Genomic DNA, 15,658 nt, shown 5'->3' on the forward strand with positions numbered 1-15,658 from the left:
GAGTGCGACGGAAGACGTCGCGAAAGGGCGAGTGCCTTGCGGGTAGATCAGGGACTATCGTCGTGACCGTGCTGCCTCCTCCTAGCATCGATCGCGGCTCAGCGTTGCCGTTCTATCATCAGCTCAAGCAGCTGATGATCCAGGACATCGCGGCGCGTGGGCTCGAACCGGGTGATCGGCTGCCCGGCGACTTCGAGCTGTGTGAGCGATACGGCGTCTCACGCAGTGTCGTCCGCCAGGCGCTGCAAGGACTCGAGGTCGAGGGCGTCATCTCGCGGGTGAAGGGCCGGGGCACGTTCGTCGCCGACCGCAAGACGTCCGAGGGCTTCGGGCACGCGATGATCGGCCACTTCGAGGAGGACGTGCGGGGCCGCAGCGGCGAGCAGACCATCGCGGTACGGCGGCTGGAGACGGTGCCGGCCAGCACGGCGGCCGCCGCCGAGCTAGGGGTGACGCCAGGCACGACCATCGTGGAGATCGAGCGCCTGCGGATGGTGAACACGGAGCCATGGGCGCTGACCATCACGCAGTTGCCGTTGTCCGTCGGCAAGCTCATCCTCGACGAGGACCTGTCGAACATCTCGCTGTACGGCCTGCTGGAACGCAAGTACGGCGTCCAGTTCGCGACCGGGCAGCGGTCGATAGAGGCCGGCATCGCGAGCGAGGCGATGGCCGAGGCGTTGCAGGTCCTGCCAGGGGCTCCCTTGCTGATCCTGCGTAGCGTGGCGTTCGATGACGCGGGCAATCCGCTGGAGAGGTTCACCGGGTTCCACCGCGGCGACCTCAGCCGATTCCTCGTCAACGTCTACCGCCATCCCCCCACCGAATAATCGCCACCGCCTGAAGACTGCGACCTGCTCGTCCTGGCCGGCTGAGATCGCACAGCAGCCGGCGCGCTTTACGGCGGGTTAGGGCATCAGCTGCAACCCTCTTCCATCCTGATCATGCACAGCCAATCCACCACCCAAAGGCCGTGGTCGCGCGTGGCCTGCCCGGGGCCAAGCTCTCCGACCTCGCCAGGCTCGTCTACGCGTTCCCCATCCTTCGTGGTCTCGTCGCGCTTCACGAGCGCCTTGCACGAGTAAGCCGACCATTTCTGCGCTGCGACTCCCTCCTCGCCCCGCTTGACGCACTCGTCCTCGCTGAACGTGCCGTAGTAGACCTCCCCTCCCGCTCTGCCGGTCCAGGTCGGGCTGGGACGAGGTGAAGCTGCGGCGCTCGATTCCGGCGAGTCAGAGACGGAGGGAGAGGGAGACGTGGCAGGCTCCTGCGATGTCTCTGGAGTGGACGACGGGACAGGCTCGGCCGCTTCCGCGAGTCGAATCCGCTCACCAGAAGAGGCACCCGACGGTTCGCGGGCCGTCCCTGTCGCGGTGGTGGTCACGATGGCCACGCTGACCACCGCGCTCACCATGAGGACGAGCATGGCCACGGCGCCGAACGCGACGACGCCGGCACGCTGCCTGTTCTTCCACGGGTGTGCCACATGAGCTCCTGGTGCGACTGACGACGACAACCACGAGAGCCGTGCGCCTCCATTCTTGGCAAGCTATGACCACTGAGCAAGGCTGTACGACCGGACATATTCCGGACATAAGTGGACGGCGCCCTCTTCCGGTGCGGCTGCCTGCCGCCGGGTCAAGCCGCCGCCGGGCTGAGGCGAGAACGTGTACCTGGCAGAGGCCGGGCTTCCCACGTACGGGGGGTGACTCGCGCATGTTATTGGTAGTGGGCCCGCCTCGGATGATCGGCCCGGAACCGGCAGCCTGGGCTAGGAGCCGGTGCGCGGTGGCAGGGAGAATGGTGGTAGGCCGTTGGGCGGTGCGTGCGGGGTCAGTCGGTGGCTTTTGGGTGTCCGGTGCCCGCGTAGGTGATCCAGGCGGTGCGGTTGGCGTCGTCCAGCAGGTACCAGATGCGTCCGCTGCCGGTGACTTCGTACTGCCAGCGTTCCAGGGTGTGGCCTTTGAAGGTGCTGGTCCCGAGTTTGCCTTTGAGGTGGTGCTGCCCGTCGGGGTTGTCCAGGGCGCATGGGGTGGCGCGGATTTTCTCGAAGGCGCGGCGCAGGCTGCCCGCCGCGTGGCGGGAGAGGTGTTCCCAGCCGTCGGCGGCTTCGGTGTTGGCGAAGCGGATGTCGTACTCGTCGCCCATCGGAGGTGGCGCGGCCCGGTCTCCGCGCTTGGGGCTCACTCGCTCGCCTGGGGCATGGGGACGGGGCCGAAGTCGCCTTCCGGCTCGCGGGTGAGGATGGCCAGCAGGGCGGGGTCCGCGTAGATCTCCGCGCTGCGCCGCCACTGGGTCAGCAGGAGCGCGATCGGAGCGAGGTTGTCCAGGGCCACCGCTCCGCGTGCCGTGTCCACCAGCTCGGTGAGGAGCGTGTCCACATCCTCGGCGGGCAGAAAGGTGCTCCACGGCAGGGCCTCGGGCAGGGCCTGGCGCAGCGCCTCGATGTTCTCGGTGCGGACCAGTCCGGCGAGCAGGCGTGAGGTGAAGTCCATGACGGTGGCGTCTCGCTCCATCTGGTCGACCCGCATCAGAGCGAGGTCCCCAGCGTCGCGCCGCCGCAGCCGCAACGCGCGGACGGCGTCCAGTCTTCGTGTGGTCGCGGCCGGGTGGTGGAGTAGTTCGCTGAAGGGCACGTCCTCGTAAGCCTCAGGCATAACATCCACAGTAGCTCGGATGTCGGCCGCGCGATAGAGGAGATGCAAGGCATGCCTGCCACAAGCAGAGTGAGGACCGTGCCCCACCTGTGGTGAGGCGCTACGAGCGGATGGGCGTCAGGGCGTCAGGGCCACCCGCTTGCGGAACACCCAGTAGGTCCAGCCCTGGTACACCAGTACGAACGGCAGCGTGATCAGCCCGATCCAGCTGAGCATCGTCAGCGTGTAGGGTCCCGAGGCCGCGTCCGTCAGCGTGATGCCCGGGAGCGGGGCCCATCGGAGCTCGGCGAAGACCGCCACCGAGGCCAGGGCGATGGCGCCGGCGGTGGCGGTGAAGGCCCAGCCTTCTCTGCGGCGGTACGTCAGCGCCGCCCCGGCGGCCAGCGCCGCCATGGCCATCAGGGCGGGGATCGAGCCCAGGCTGGACAGGGCCGCCACGGCCAGCGGCAGGACCACGGCGCTCGCGGCCAGGGCAACCGCGCGGGCGCGACGTCGTACGGGGCCTTCGGTCTTGAGGGACAGGAAGACGGCGCCGTGGAGTACGCAGGTCGCCAGGGTGAACAGGCCGCCCACGAGCGCCGCGAGAGCGCTGTCGAAGAGCACGTCGGCGAAGATCGCGCCCCACAGGAACGCCGGGAGGGCGCTGCCCGCCACGATGCCCAGGTCGCACAAGAACGGATTGGTCACCTTGCCGCGCCACTCCAGGCCGACGCCGCGCACGATCAGGCCGACCAGGATGAGCACGACCGGGAGGTAGAAGGCGCTGAACATCCCGGCGTACCAGGCGGGGAAGGCGGCGAACATGGCGCCGACCGCGGTGATCAGCCACACCTCGTTGCCGTCCCAGACCGGGCCGATCGTCTCCAGGCTCTGCCGGTGCTGCTCCGGGCCCCTGCTCACGAACGGTGCCAGCAGGCCCACGCCGAAGTCGAAGCCCTCCAGCACGAAGTAGCCGGTCCAGAGGAAGGCGATGATGACGAACCACAGATTGACCACTGTCTCCACCTCAGTACATCAGCGACGGCTGGAGTCGCTCGGTCGCGGGGACGGGCTCCGTCTGCTCGGGGCCCTTGCGTACGTGCCTGGTCAGGAGTACGGCCTCGGCCACCGCGAGCCCGCCGTACAGGAGTGTGAAGATCGTGAGCGAGGTGGCCACCTCGGCGAGGCTCACGCCGGGTGACACGCTCGCGGCCGTGAGCAGCTCGCCCGTCACCGTCCACGGCTGGCGGCCTATCTCGCTCAGCAGCCAGCCGGAGATCATCGCGAGGAACGGCAGCGGCAGGGCCAGCACCATGATCCGAGCCAGCCAGGGGGGCAGGTCGCGCCTGCGGCGGGTGAGCCAGAGGCCGAGCACCGACAGCGCCACCGTGGTCAAGCCGAAGACGATCATCACCCGGAACGACCAGAACACCACAGTCTGGTTGGGCCGGTAGTCGCCGGGGCCGAACTGCTGCTCGAGCCGGGCCTGCAGGTCCTCGGTGCCCTGCACGGTGGCGGTGGGGTCGTGGCTGGCGAGGAGGCTGAGGAGGCCGGGGATCTCGACGCCGGGAACGATGGAGAACGGGGCTCCGGCGGTGTCGTGCTGGAGGCCCTCGGCGGCGGCGAGCTTCATCGGCTGCTGCTCGTACAGCAGCCGGGCCGAGGTGTCGCCGGTGCCCGCGACGACGGCGCCGGCCAGTGCGGTCATGACCAGCGCGGCCCGGGCGGCGCTGCGCCACATGGGGGCCTTCGTCCTCAGCAGCCAGTAGCCGCAGACCGCCAGTACGAACCCGCCCGCCACGATGAAGGCGGCGCCGACGACGTGCGGCACCTGGGCGATCGCGGTGGGGTTGGTGAGCACCGCCCACAGGTCGGTCATCCTGGCCCGGCCGTCGACCACCTCGTAGCCGACCGGGTGCTTCATCCAGGCGTTGGCCGCGAGGATGAAATACGCGGACAGGTTAGAGCCGATGGCGGCGGCCCAGATGCACGCCAGGTGGACCTTCTTCGGCAGCCGCTCCCAGCCGAAGATCCACAGCCCCAGGAACGTGGACTCCATGAAGAAGGCCAGCAATGCCTCCATGGCCAGGGGCGCCCCGAACACGTCGCCGACGAAGGTCGAGTATTCGCTCCAGTTCATGCCGAACTGGAACTCCTGCACGATGCCGGTGACCACGCCCATGGCGAAGTTGATCAGGAACAGCTTGCCGAAGAACTTCGTCAGCCGGAGGTACTGCTCCTTCCCCGTCCGGTGCCAGGCGGTCTGGAGACCGGCCACGAAGACGCCCAGGCCGATCGTCAACGGCACGAACAGAAAGTGGTAAACGGTGGTCACCCCGAACTGCCACCGCGCGAGATCGAGCGCGTCCATCTTCCCCCCACCGGGTGCTTAGCTCTACAAGCTGTAGTGCATCTACTTAAAGTAGTACTACAGCCTGTAGAGCGCTGCTATGCGATCTTTGTCACAAGGCTGCGGATCGGTGGTCCCACGACGGCGTGCGGGGGTCAGCGGGCGGTGGCGGCGTCCAGGTACGCCTGGAGGTTGCCCAGCTCGAAGCCCCGGCGCTTGATCTTGTCGACCAGGATGCGGAAGTCCCTGGCCAGGTTCGGGCGGAAGTGCAGCAGCAGGATGTCGCCGGGGCGCAGGCGCTTGTCGGGCACCTGGTAGGCGATCTTGCCGCCCGGCTGCACCGTGGCCGTCCAGAGAAGGACCGACTTCAGGCCGCAGTTCTTGGCGGCCCTGAGCGTGTCGGTGTTGTAGTTGCCGAACGGCGGCCTGAACAGCGTCGGCCTGGTCCCCAGCTGCCTTCTGATAATGGTGGAGGAGCCGCAGATCTCCTGTCGCTGGGCGTCGTAGCCGAGGAGGCGGAGATTGGGGTGGGTGAGGGTGTGGTTCTCGACGGGTACGCGGGCGTCACGCAGCGAGCGGAAATATCCCCATTTCCCGGCTCCTACGAACTGGCCGGGCCCACCGGCGGGGTCGGGTGTGCCCTTGGCCTCCACCGCGTCCCGCATGGCGAACACCGTGATCGGGATGCGCTGGTCACGTACCTGGGCCAGGAAGCCGGGGTCCTGCTCCCACCCGTCGTCGATGGTCAGGAAGACGACCTTGCGGTTGGTGGGGATGGAGCTGATCACCGGAGGTAAGGAGCCCGTGGCCTGGATCCCCCTTACCTCGCCACGTCGGGGCACCGCGCCGGGCGGGCCGTCGAGCGGCCGCGTGGTCGCGTCGGACCTGGGGGCGGCGGTGGTGGCCGTGCTGCCTGGGGCGGCGCCGGTGGTGTCGCCTCCTGGGCGGTCCGCCGTACCGCCTGACCTGCCGTTGGTCGCGCAGCCAGCCAGCAGGACCGCGACCGCCGCCACGGCGGCAACGCGGACGGACCGGAACACAGGGGTCACATCGCCCATCAGGGCCGTTCGGGCCGCATCGGCCACGATCGTCATGTCTTGTCCCCCGGCTCGCCCCTCGCACACCGGTCCCATCCTGCCAGTCTTGATCGCCAGGCGGGCGCATCCGATCGGTGATCTAGGGCGCGGACCCCTGGCTTTAGCCATGGGGGTGAGCCCTTCTGTCGAATCTTTGAGCGGTAGATAGATCAACGCCGTATCTTGATCCATGGCCGTGACGTTGCGGACGAACAGCGACATCGCCTTCTAGTGCGTCTTCCACGTGGTGTGGTGTCCCAAGTACCGCAGGCGGGTGCTGGGTGGAGGGATCGAGGAACGACTCAAGCAGCTCCTCGGCGAGGTGGTCGCCACCCGCAGCAAGGCCCGGTATACGGGCACCAACGTGATCACTGTCCATCCGGCGTATACGAGTCAGACGTGCAACGTGTGCACGGTGGTGGATCGCAAGTCCCGCGAGAGCCAAGCGGTCTTCCGGTGCACCTCGTGCGGACACACCGAGCACGCCGACGTGAGCGCCGCCAAGAACATCCTCACCGCCGGGAGGGCGGAGCACGCACAACCCGGATCGGGTGTGCGGGTTGGGGCGCGCAAACCACGCAACCGCGTGGGCCGGAAGGCCAACCGCCAAGCAACAGCAGCCCAGGCCACCGCGCAGACGGAGCCCGAGCCGGCTGGAATCCCCCGACTTCAGTCGTGGGGAGCGCTTCAAAAGGGCAACACTCGCCAGACGGATCCCTAGAGTGGCGGTGTGAAGGTCGCAGGTAGCGCCATGATCGGCGTCGAGAGGCATCGCGTGTGGGACGCGCTTCAGGATCCGGCGGTGCTGGTACGCACCATCCCCGGCTGTGAGCGCCTGGAGGAGACAGGGCCGGACACGTACCGGATGACGGTGACGGCGGGGGTCGCCTCCATCAAGGGCGTCTACCAGGGCGAGGTGTCACTGACCGAACCGTCGGCGCCGGAGAGCTTCGTCCTGCGGGCGCGCGGCCAGGGCGCGCCGGGGACGGTGGAGGCCACCGTGCTCGTACGGCTCAGCGAGGTCGATGAGGGGACCCGCGTCGACTACGACGCCGACGCGGTCGTCGGTGGGATGATCGGCGGGGTGGGGCAGCGCATGCTCGGCTCGGTGGCCAAGAGGACGGCGGGGGAGTTCTTCGCGGCCGTCGAGGACCACCTGCGCGCCCCGGAGGGCGGGGCTGAGCGTGGGGCCGGGGTGGACGAGTTGGCCGCCCGGCGAGCCGCGCTGGCGCGTACGGCCGATGAGGCCGCGGAGGGGCGTTGGACGCCCGCTGTGTACGAACGGCCGTCCGGCGTGTACGAACGCCCGCCCAAGAGCCACACCGAGACGAGGCCTTGGGTGATGCTGGCGTCGTTCGGCATGGGGGCGGGCATCGCGCTGACCGGCGTCGCCGTGGGCTGGCTGTTCGGCCGGGCCGGCCGCCGCCCACGTCACTGACCGTTGCCTTACCGACCCGGCGCGTCGGGCGGCTGGTGTCCGGGAGTGGGCTCAGCGATCTTGGGCGGTCGCGCCGTCGGATTGGCCGATGTCCGAGGGCGGTCGAGGTCGTCAAACGGGCTGCTCATGAGCGCGAGACTGGGCTCTCGCGGAAAAGGATCTCCAGGCGTAGCGTGGCTATATGCGGCAGGCACACGCTGAAGACGCACGAACCGAGGCCCGGCGAGTCATACGCAACCTACTTGGAGAAGAACGCCCGACCGCCGAGGCGTTGATCGGCGACGCGCGCTCCGTGCTCGGTGACGAGCGGGTCGGCCGCTGCCTGAGCCTGGCGCTCGGCGCGTCTCTTACCAGGCGGTCCGCCGAGCTGGCCGCCATCGCCGCGTTGCTGGTCGGTGCGCGGGAGCTGGGTGAGGAGTGGTGGACGCGGCCCAGGGGCGGCAAGCTGCCCGCGCCCGACGAGGTGCTGCGTACGGCCGTCGCGATCGAGCCGTGGACCGACCTGACCGCCCTGGAGATGCTCGCCGCCTGGATCTCCGACGACGCGGCCGACCAGCTGTGGGGCCGGCCCGTCGCCCAGGTGGACCTCAACTCGTGGCAGGCCGAGGACCGCTTCGATCTGCCGGACGGCGCGAAGCCGGGGCAGCGGCTCGTCGTACACTTCGACGCCGGAGGGCGGCTCGACGCGGTGGTCACCCGGCGGCCCGACGAGGACCTGGGGTCGAACCTCGACTTCCACTCGCTGCGCTACTCGCGTCCCGCCGAGGCCCAGTGGAGCTGGGGAGTGGCGGCCGGGCTCGGACCGCACCGGCTGCCGGACGAGGACCCTGACCCGTACGCCCGTGAGGTGTCCGGCACCGCCGCCGGCATCCTGCGCGCCTGGGCGCTACGGCACGGCGCCACCCGCGAGCAACTGGGCGAGCGGTGGCAGACGGTCGGCGACGTGGTGGCGGCCATCGAGCGGGTCGACTGGATGTGGCGCAGCGGGGAGTGGTTCGGCTGGTGGCGCGGCGCCTCCGCCCTGGTGGACGACTCGGCCTACCTCCCCTATCGGCTGGAGGAACTGGCGGCCGGGTGACCGGCCCGGCGGGGAGCGGGCCAGCGGGCGCGCATCCGGCCAAGGCCGCGCGTATCCGGCCAAGGCCGGTGGAATGGGGCCGGGGTTGTAGAGGTTGTGGTCGAGCGTGAAAGTCGAGATATTTTCGGACATCGTCTGCCCCTGGTGCTACATCGGCCACACCCGCTTCGGCCGAGCGGCCGACCGCTTCCGCGCCAAGGGCGGCATCGTGGACATCACCATGCGCCCGTTCCAGCTGAACCCGGACGCCCCCGCAGAAGGCGAACCGCTGCTCCCGTCGCTGGAGCGGAAGTTCGGCGGGAACGCCGCGCAGATGACCTCCCATGTCACCACCGTCGCCGCGGAAGAGGGGCTGGACCTGCGCTTCTCGCAGGCGATCAGCGCGAACACCTTCGAGGCGCACCGGCTGGTCGAACTCGCCACCCGGCAGGGGCGCGGGCTGGAGGCGGTCGATCGGCTGTTCCACGCGCACTTCACCGACGGGCTCAACGTCGGTGACCAGGACGTGCTCACGAAGCTGGCCGCCGAAGTGGGCGTGGATCACTCGCCGGGTGAGGGCGCGCAGGAGGTACGCGAGCAGCTCGACCGGGCGCGGGCGCTGGGGATAACGGGTGTGCCGCTGTTCCTGTTCGAGGGGCAGTTCGCGGTGTCGGGAGCGCAGCCGGCGGAGACGTTCGACGCCGCCCTCGACGAGGTGGCGGCCCGCACCGGCCAGACTCCGGTGACCGTCCTCGCGCCCCCGGCCGACGGCTGTGACGACGGCTATTGCGCCGTTTGAGGGAAGGTGGCGGCTGCTGCGCCGCCTTTGGTGGTGACGACGGCTACAGCGCCGTGTGAGCGATGATCTCCTCGGCCAGCCATTCGGCCACGTTCGCGGGGCCGGGCAGGCGGACGCCGAGGACGAAGTGGGTCAGGCCGGCGTCCGCGAGCTCCCGGATCGCTGATCGGGCGACGGCGGGGTCTTCGGTGGAGACGACGAGTTGCGTCGAGCGGGTGATCTCCGCCGGATCGCGGCCGATGGCGGCGCACTTCTCGTCGAGCACCTTGTTCCGTTCCCGGATGAACTCGATCGTGTTGTGCGGCGGCCCCGGCACGTTCCAGATGTCGGCGTGCTCGGCCACCACCTCGAGCGTCCTGTCGCCCCATCCGCCGATCAGCAGCGGCGGCGGGACGGCCGGTTTCGGCGCGCACACCACCTCGCGCAGCTGGTAGTAGCGGCCGTCGAAGTCGAACCGGTCCTCGGTCCACATCCGCTTGATGATCGCGCACGACTCGGCCAGCCGGGCCACGCCCTCACCGGGTGAGGCGATGTGCAGGCCGTACGCGTTGTACTCCCTGGGCACGAGCGTGTCGCCCGGCTGGTGCGTGCCGCCGACGCCGAGACCGAGCACCAGCCGACCGGGTGCGATGGCGTCCACGGTCGCCGCGATCTTGGCGAGTACGGCCGGCGGCCGGGTGAGGTTGCTCGTCACCATGAGCCCCAGCCGGAGCCGGGAGGTACGCGCGGCCAGGGCGGCGAGCATCGTCCAGCCCTCGTGGATCGGCGCGTCCACCGGCCCGAACAGCGGCAGCATGTGGTCCCAGAGCCACGCGTGCTCGATGGCGGGGACCGCGTCGGCCTGCTGCCAGGTCCGCAGCAGCGTGTCGTACGTGACGCCGACGGGGACGGTCTTCATTCCGAAGCTCAGCATATGACAGCTCCACTGATTGTCAGCATTACTGACGATTAGGCTAGTGCGAGAATCGGGAGGTGTCGAGACGCCGCCTTGGATACCTGCTGAAGCACGCCGGCCTGCGCCTGGCCGAGCTGTCCGGGCCCGCGCTGGAGCCCTACGGCATCGACGGCCGCGAGCTGGCGGTGCTGTCCGTGCTCGACGGACTTGAGGCGCTGTCGCAGCAAGAGGCGGCCCAGCGCCTCAAGGTGGACAGGACGACGATGGTCGCCCTGGTCGACGCGCTGGAGGTCAAGGGGTTGGTGAGCCGCCGCCCGCACCCCGCCGACCGGCGCAAGAACATGGTGGAGCTCACCCAGAAGGGCCGCGACACGCTGCGGGACGGGGTTCGGGCAGCTGAGGAGGCCGAGCGCAGATTCCTGGCCCGGCTGCCGGACGACGACGCCCGCCTGCTCAGGGAGCTCCTCGACAGGCTGGTCTAAAGGACCTGAAGGATCAGGTGCCCTCGCCGAGCAGGCCGGAGCGGTGGTGGCGGCGGCAGAGGACCTGGTAGCGGACCGGGGACGCGTCCGTGTCGCCGATCACGACCTGCTCGCCCGTACGGACCAGCTCCCCGCCCACGATCCGCCCGTTGAGCCGGCCGGGGCGCCCGCACCAGCACAGCACCTCGACCTGCAACCGGCACACCTCGTCCGCCAGCTCGAACAGTCGCTGCGCCGCCGGGAACATCACGGATCTGAAGTCCGAGGCCAGCCCGAAGGCGTAGACGTCGATGCCGTGCTCGTCCACCAGGTCGGCGAGCTGCTCGATCTGGTCGACGGTGTAGAAGCAGACCTCGTCGCAGATCAGGTAGTCGATCCTGTCGTGGCCGGTCACGAGCGTCACCAGATCGAGGGAGTCCACGACCTCGATCGCGTCCAGGCCGAGCCCTATCCTGCTGGTGACCTGGGGTCCGCCCGAGCGGTCGTGCTTGGTCAGGACCAGCCCGCGCCGGCCCTGGCGGCCGTGGTTGTAGTTCATCTGGAGCGCGAGCGTGGACTTCCCGCAGTCCATGGGACCGAAGTAGAACTTCAGTACGGCATCACGGGCGCCGGACGGGACGGCGGACAGGGCAAACGTGTCGGTCACAGGGGGCCACCTTAGCGGCTTGGCTTGTTACCTGACCTCGTGGGAGATTTCTCCCCTGGAGTTATCAGGAGGAACCGTGGTCACAGAGAAGCCCCCCTCGCTCGACGCGATGATGACGACCGACGACCTCACGGCGGCGCAGGCCGACGCCACGAGGTGGCGGTACGGCTTCCTTGTGGTCGTGGCGGGAATCGTCGCGGTGCTGGTGGCCTTCGGGGCCGCCGTGTTCGCCACGAAGGAGTTCGCGGCGTTGTTCGCGGGCGTGGCCGGAGTGGTGGGCACGATCATCGGCGCCTACTTCGGCGTGCAGGCGGGGCAGTCGGGTAAGGCCAGGGTTGAGGCCGAACTTGCCAGGTCACAGGAGCTAGTGGTGCGCTTGGCCGCCTATGTTGGCACTGAGAACGCGCCCCGGGTCATCGATGAAGTGCTCGGCCGGCGCCGAAGCTGAGGAGCCATGCGTAGCGTCCGTATTGGAGTCGACACCGGGGGCACGTTCACCGACGTGGTGGCCGTGGACGACCAGACCGGTGAGATCGTCACCACCAAAACCCCCTCGACCCCCGCGAACCCGGCCGACGGGTTCGTCAGGGGCATCGAGAAGCTGGGGCCGCTCGACGCGAGTTCCGTCGTGCACGGCACCACTGTGGCCACCAATCAACTGCTCGAGGACCGGATCGCGAACCTGGGGTTCATCACGACCGAGGGCTTCGAGTTCATCCTGGAGATAGCCCGGCAGAGCGTGCCTGACGGCTATGGCAACTCCTACTTCTGGGTCAAACCGCCGCGGATCGTCCCGATCCACCTGGTCAAGACCGTCGGGGGGCGGCTGGACCACACCGGTGCCGAGGTACGCCCGTTCGCCGAGGAGCAGGCCGCCGAGGTGGCCCGCTGGCTCAAGGCCAAGGGCGTCACCGCGATCGGCGTGTGCTTCCTGCACTCCTACGCCAATCCGGACCACGAGCGGCGCATGCGGGAGGTATTGGCCCGTGAGCACCCCGAGGCGGTCGTCTCGCTGTCGAGCGACGTGCTGCGCGAATACCGCGAGTACGAGCGGTCGATCACCACGCTCGTGGACGCGGCGGTCAAGCCGACGATGCGCCGCTACCTGGCCAACCTGTCGGCCCGGCTCGGTATGCCGTTCTCGGTGATGAAGTCCAACGGCGGCGTGCTGTCGGCCCGCGAGGTCGTCAACCAGCCGATCACCACGGTGCTGTCGGGGCCCGCTGCCGGGGCGCTGGGCGCGGCCCTCATCGCCTCCACGGCGGGGCACCCGTCGGTGATCACCCTGGACGGCGGCGGCACGTCCACCGACGTCTCGGTGGTGATCGACGGCGAGCCGTCCATCACCACCGAGGGCGTCATCGGCCGCTACCCGTGCAAGATCCCGATGATCGACATCGTCACCGTCGGCGCGGGCGGCGGCTCGATCGCCTGGATCTCGCCCGAGGGCACGCTGAAGGTCGGCCCCAAGTCGGCCGGGGCCGACCCTGGACCGCTCTGCTACGGCAGGGGCGGCACCGAGGTGACGGTCACCGACGCGCACGTCTTCCTCGGCCGCATCCCGCCGCACCTGCTCGGCGGGGAGATCCCGCTCGACGTGGCGGCCGCGCGCACCGGCATCCAGGCGCTGGCCGACAAGCTCGGGCTCAGCGCCGAACGGACCGCGACGGGGATCCTGGAGATCAGCGCGTTCAACCAGAGCAACGCCATCCGCCAGCTCACCGTCAAGCGCGGGCTCGACGTGCGGGACTTCCCGCTGGTGACGTTCGGCGGCTCGGGGCCGCTGCTGGCCTGCCGGCTGATCGACATCCTGGGCCTGCCCGCGGTGGTCGTCCCGCCCGATCCGGGCAACGTCTCGGCGTTCGGCCTGCTCACGGTGGACGTCAAGAACGACTACGTCCGTACGCACGTCACCCGCGACCTGTCACCGGCGACGGCCGGGGAGATCTTCCGCGAGCTGGAGGGCGAGGCGGCGCAGGCGCTCGACCGGGAGGGCTTCGACGAGCCGGTCTACGCCCGCAGCGCCGACCTGCGTTACTACGGCCAGGCGTACGAGGTGCGCGTGGCCGCCCCGGCGGGCGAGGTGGACGAGGAGTGGCGCCGGGAGGTGCTGGACCGCTTCCACCAAGCGCACGAGAAGCTCTACGGCTATGGCTACCGCGACGACGAGCGGCACGGCGTCGAATGGGTCAACCTGCGCGTCTCCGGCATCGGTCCCATCACCCGCCCGGCCATCCGCCGCAGGGAGCCCCGCGACGGCGAGGCGCCCGCGGCGGTGACCAGGAGCGTGCACTTCGACGCGGCCGCCGACACGCCGATCCACCAGCGGTCCGACCTGGACCCGGGCACCGTGGTCGAGGGTCCGGCGGTCATCGAGGAGTACGGCTCGACGATCCCCATCCATCCCGGCTTCACCGCCCAGGTGGACGACTACGGCAACGTGGAGGTGCGGCGTGGCTGACCCGATTCTCGTCGAGATCGTCGAGGGCACCCTGGCCTCCGTGGAGAAGGAGGTCGAGACCGCGATCGCGCGTACGGCCCGCTCACCGATGATCCGCGACGCGCACGACTTCCGCGCGGGCATCCACGACGCCCGGCTGCGCAAGCTGACCGGCCGCTCCTACAGCGCGCTCGTCCAGCCGATCGTCCGCGACTTCCCGATCGAGGAGATGAACCCCGGCGACGTCTTCTTCCACAACGACGTCTACCTGTCGGAAGGCGGGATCGGTCACCTGCCCGACCTGTGCGTCACCGTCCCGGTCTTCCACGAGGGCTCTGTGGTGGCCTTCGTGCAGGCGTTCGGGCACCACGACGACATCGGCGGCTCCGTGCCCGGCTCGATGCCCTCGCACGCGCGCAGCGTGTACGAGGAGGGGCTGATGGTCCCGCCGATCAAGCTGTGGGACGCGGGTGTGCCCAACGAGGCGGCGCTGCGCATCATGACCCGCAACTCGCGCATGCCCGACTCGCTGGCGGGCGACCTCGACGCCGAGTGCTCGGCCTGCCTCATGGGGGCCCGCCGCCTGGGCGAGCTGTTCGACAGGTACGGCCGGACCGAGGTCGAGGAGTGCTTCGACGCGATCATCGGCAAGACGACGGAGACGTTCCGGCGCGAGCTGCTGGCCAAGATCCCCGAGGGCACCTACACCTGGGAGGACTACGCCGAGCACGACGGCGTGGACGAGCCGCGGCTGCACGCCCAGCGGATCACGCTCACCGTCGACCACGCGGCGGACGCTCCGCTGAAGATCGACTTCACCGGCACGTCACCGCAGGCCAAGGGGCCGATCAACCACGCGGGCGACTACGCCGACGGCGTGTTCCTGAAGAAGTGGCTGGCGCCCATCCTGCGCAACCTCGCCGACACCCCGGAGCGCATGGCCGAGCTGGACGTCAACGAGGGTGTCGTCCCCCTGATCGAGATGGTCTTCCCGGAGAAGGGGACGCTGCTCACCCCGATCTTCCCCGCGCCCACCAACGCGCGGACGTTCGTGATCCTGCGTCTGCTCGGCGTGCTGGCGGGCGTGCTGGCCAAGGCCACCGGCGGCCGCATGCCGGCCGACCAGGAGACGATCCGCTACACCGGCGTCCACGGCGCCGACGCCGACGGTGTGCCGTACCTGATGAGGGAGGTCCTCGGCGGCGGCTCCGGCGGACGCTGGTACGCCGACGGCGAGGACACCATCCACGTGGTGCCCGACTCGCGCAACATCCCGGTGGAGTTCGCCGAGGCACGCTGGCCGTTCCGGGTCGAGCGGCTGGCGCTGGCCTGCGACTCGGGCGGGCCGGGCATGTTCAGAGGCGGGCTCGGCTACGACAAGCACATCAGGATGCTCAGGGACGCCTCGTACATGTCGATCGCCGACCGGTCGATCCTGTCGTGCTGGGGCGTCAACGGCGGGCTGGCCGGGCGGCCGTTCCGGGTCGAGATCGCGGGCAAGGAGATGGAGGGCCTGGTGGACGACCACCAGGTGCAGGCGGGCGAGACCATCCGCATCCGCACCACCGGGGGCGGCGGCTGGGGCTCACCGTACGACCGGGACCCGCGCGCCGTGGCGGCGGACGTCCGCGACGGCAAGGTGTCGATCGCCGGTGCCCTGGGCGACTACGGCGTGGTGCTGGACGGCGACCGCATCGACGAGCAGGGCACCGCCGAGCTCCGCGCCAACCTGCGCCCACCGGCGGGCCGCTTCTTCGACCGCGGCCCCGGCTACCCGAAGCTGTCGGGCGGCCGCTCTCACGCGGAGGTGGACGAGCTCTAGCGGATGCCATGATTGGC

17 protein-coding genes and 1 pseudogene are annotated in these 15,658 nt (G+C 69.6%); 10 read left to right on the forward strand and 8 right to left on the reverse strand.

From position 1 onward, the window contains the following. Window positions 1–68 precede the first annotated feature (68 nt). Window positions 69–830: a GntR family transcriptional regulator gene (locus AB0L53_RS14900; RefSeq protein WP_358449628.1), complete on the forward strand. Its 762-nt coding sequence runs from the start codon at window positions 69–71 to the stop codon at window positions 828–830. Between the two features lie 86 nt (window positions 831–916). Here AB0L53_RS14900 and AB0L53_RS14905 read toward each other — a convergent pair whose 3' ends face one another. From AB0L53_RS14905 to AB0L53_RS14930, 6 genes are all read right to left on the reverse strand, one after another. After that, window positions 917–1,486 carry a hypothetical protein gene (locus tag AB0L53_RS14905; protein ID WP_363993383.1) on the reverse strand — a complete coding sequence of 190 codons (570 nt, stop codon included), beginning with the start codon at window positions 1,484–1,486 and terminating at the stop codon, window positions 917–919. 347 nt (window positions 1,487–1,833) lie between these two features. Then, complete coding sequence (locus AB0L53_RS14910) at window positions 1,834–2,187, reverse strand: hypothetical protein (protein ID WP_363993384.1); 354 nt, start codon at window positions 2,185–2,187, stop codon at window positions 1,834–1,836. Beyond that, entirely contained in the window at window positions 2,184–2,657 is a 474-nt protein-coding gene (locus AB0L53_RS14915; protein WP_363993385.1) for a hypothetical protein, read from the reverse strand. Before AB0L53_RS14915 ends, AB0L53_RS14910 begins: the two co-directional genes overlap by 4 nt. Window positions 2,658–2,774: 117 nt before the next feature. Next, on the reverse strand, window positions 2,775–3,662 hold the full coding sequence (gene cydB / locus AB0L53_RS14920; RefSeq protein WP_363993386.1) for a cytochrome d ubiquinol oxidase subunit II: 888 nt from the start codon (window positions 3,660–3,662) through the stop codon (window positions 2,775–2,777). Between the two features lies 1 nt (window position 3,663). After that, window positions 3,664–5,007 carry a cytochrome ubiquinol oxidase subunit I gene (locus tag AB0L53_RS14925; protein WP_363993387.1) on the reverse strand — a complete coding sequence of 448 codons (1,344 nt, stop codon included), beginning with the start codon at window positions 5,005–5,007 and terminating at the stop codon, window positions 3,664–3,666. 134 nt (window positions 5,008–5,141) lie between these two features. Then, complete coding sequence (locus AB0L53_RS14930) at window positions 5,142–6,080, reverse strand: polysaccharide deacetylase family protein (RefSeq protein ID WP_363993388.1); 939 nt, start codon at window positions 6,078–6,080, stop codon at window positions 5,142–5,144. 172 nt (window positions 6,081–6,252) lie between these two features. Here AB0L53_RS14930 and AB0L53_RS14935 point away from each other — a divergent pair. The 5 genes and pseudogenes from AB0L53_RS14935 to AB0L53_RS14955 form a co-directional block, all read left to right on the forward strand. Continuing rightward, a pseudogene (locus tag AB0L53_RS14935) lies at window positions 6,253–6,390 on the forward strand (transposase); the annotation flags it as partial. Then, window positions 6,385–6,783, forward strand: coding sequence for a zinc ribbon domain-containing protein (locus AB0L53_RS14940; RefSeq protein ID WP_363993661.1), 399 nt, complete (start codon window positions 6,385–6,387; stop codon window positions 6,781–6,783). The pseudogene AB0L53_RS14935 and the gene AB0L53_RS14940, both read left to right, overlap by 6 nt. Before the next feature lie 9 nt (window positions 6,784–6,792). Further along, the gene (locus AB0L53_RS14945) at window positions 6,793–7,500 is read left to right on the forward strand and encodes a carbon monoxide dehydrogenase subunit G (protein WP_363993389.1); all 708 of its coding nucleotides are present in this window, start codon (window positions 6,793–6,795) and stop codon (window positions 7,498–7,500) included. Between the two features lie 181 nt (window positions 7,501–7,681). Continuing rightward, window positions 7,682–8,578: a hypothetical protein gene (locus AB0L53_RS14950; RefSeq protein ID WP_363993390.1), complete on the forward strand. Its 897-nt coding sequence runs from the start codon at window positions 7,682–7,684 to the stop codon at window positions 8,576–8,578. 106 nt (window positions 8,579–8,684) lie between these two features. Further along, complete coding sequence (locus AB0L53_RS14955) at window positions 8,685–9,356, forward strand: DsbA family oxidoreductase (protein WP_363993391.1); 672 nt, start codon at window positions 8,685–8,687, stop codon at window positions 9,354–9,356. 43 nt (window positions 9,357–9,399) lie between these two features. On the opposite strand, the gene AB0L53_RS14960 is transcribed toward AB0L53_RS14955, so the two are convergent. Next, window positions 9,400–10,269: an LLM class flavin-dependent oxidoreductase gene (locus AB0L53_RS14960; protein ID WP_363993392.1), complete on the reverse strand. Its 870-nt coding sequence runs from the start codon at window positions 10,267–10,269 to the stop codon at window positions 9,400–9,402. 59 nt (window positions 10,270–10,328) lie between these two features. On the opposite strand from AB0L53_RS14960, the gene AB0L53_RS14965 reads away from it, so the two are divergent. Then, window positions 10,329–10,733, forward strand: coding sequence for a MarR family transcriptional regulator (locus AB0L53_RS14965; protein ID WP_363993393.1), 405 nt, complete (start codon window positions 10,329–10,331; stop codon window positions 10,731–10,733). A gap of 13 nt (window positions 10,734–10,746) precedes the next feature. Here AB0L53_RS14965 and AB0L53_RS14970 read toward each other — a convergent pair whose 3' ends face one another. Then, complete coding sequence (locus tag AB0L53_RS14970; RefSeq protein ID WP_363993394.1) at window positions 10,747–11,379, reverse strand: thymidine kinase; 633 nt, start codon at window positions 11,377–11,379, stop codon at window positions 10,747–10,749. A 76-nt stretch (window positions 11,380–11,455) separates the two neighbouring features. On the opposite strand from AB0L53_RS14970, the gene AB0L53_RS14975 reads away from it, so the two are divergent. Genes AB0L53_RS14975 through AB0L53_RS14985 form a run of 3 tightly spaced genes read left to right on the forward strand, consistent with a single transcriptional unit; the run spans window position 11,456 to window position 15,641 of the window. Then, on the forward strand, window positions 11,456–11,827 hold the full coding sequence (locus AB0L53_RS14975) for a hypothetical protein (RefSeq protein WP_357642639.1): 372 nt from the start codon (window positions 11,456–11,458) through the stop codon (window positions 11,825–11,827). A gap of 6 nt (window positions 11,828–11,833) precedes the next feature. Beyond that, window positions 11,834–13,840 (forward strand): hydantoinase/oxoprolinase family protein, encoded by a 2,007-nt coding sequence (locus AB0L53_RS14980; protein WP_363993395.1) that lies wholly within the window; start codon window positions 11,834–11,836, stop codon window positions 13,838–13,840. Then, window positions 13,833–15,641, forward strand: coding sequence for a hydantoinase B/oxoprolinase family protein (locus tag AB0L53_RS14985; RefSeq protein WP_363993396.1), 1,809 nt, complete (start codon window positions 13,833–13,835; stop codon window positions 15,639–15,641). Before AB0L53_RS14980 ends, AB0L53_RS14985 begins: the two co-directional genes overlap by 8 nt. The last annotated feature ends 17 nt before the right edge of the window (window positions 15,642–15,658 follow it).

It is taken from the genome of Nonomuraea sp. NPDC052129 (assembly GCF_040680095.1).
Classification (GTDB): domain Bacteria; phylum Actinomycetota; class Actinomycetes; order Streptosporangiales; family Streptosporangiaceae; genus Nonomuraea.

Coding starts and splice junctions, on each gene's coding strand:
- AB0L53_RS14915 (WP_363993385.1), bottom strand. CDS start 2,657: ATGCCTGAGGCTTACGAGGACGTGCCCTTCAGCGAACTACTCCACCAC.
- AB0L53_RS14925 (WP_363993387.1), bottom strand. CDS start 5,007: ATGGACGCGCTCGATCTCGCGCGGTGGCAGTTCGGGGTGACCACCGTT.
- AB0L53_RS14950 (WP_363993390.1), top strand. CDS start 7,682: ATGCGGCAGGCACACGCTGAAGACGCACGAACCGAGGCCCGGCGAGTC.
- AB0L53_RS14960 (WP_363993392.1), bottom strand. CDS start 10,269: ATGCTGAGCTTCGGAATGAAGACCGTCCCCGTCGGCGTCACGTACGAC.
- AB0L53_RS14930 (WP_363993388.1), bottom strand. CDS start 6,080: ATGACGATCGTGGCCGATGCGGCCCGAACGGCCCTGATGGGCGATGTG.
- AB0L53_RS14980 (WP_363993395.1), top strand. CDS start 11,834: ATGCGTAGCGTCCGTATTGGAGTCGACACCGGGGGCACGTTCACCGAC.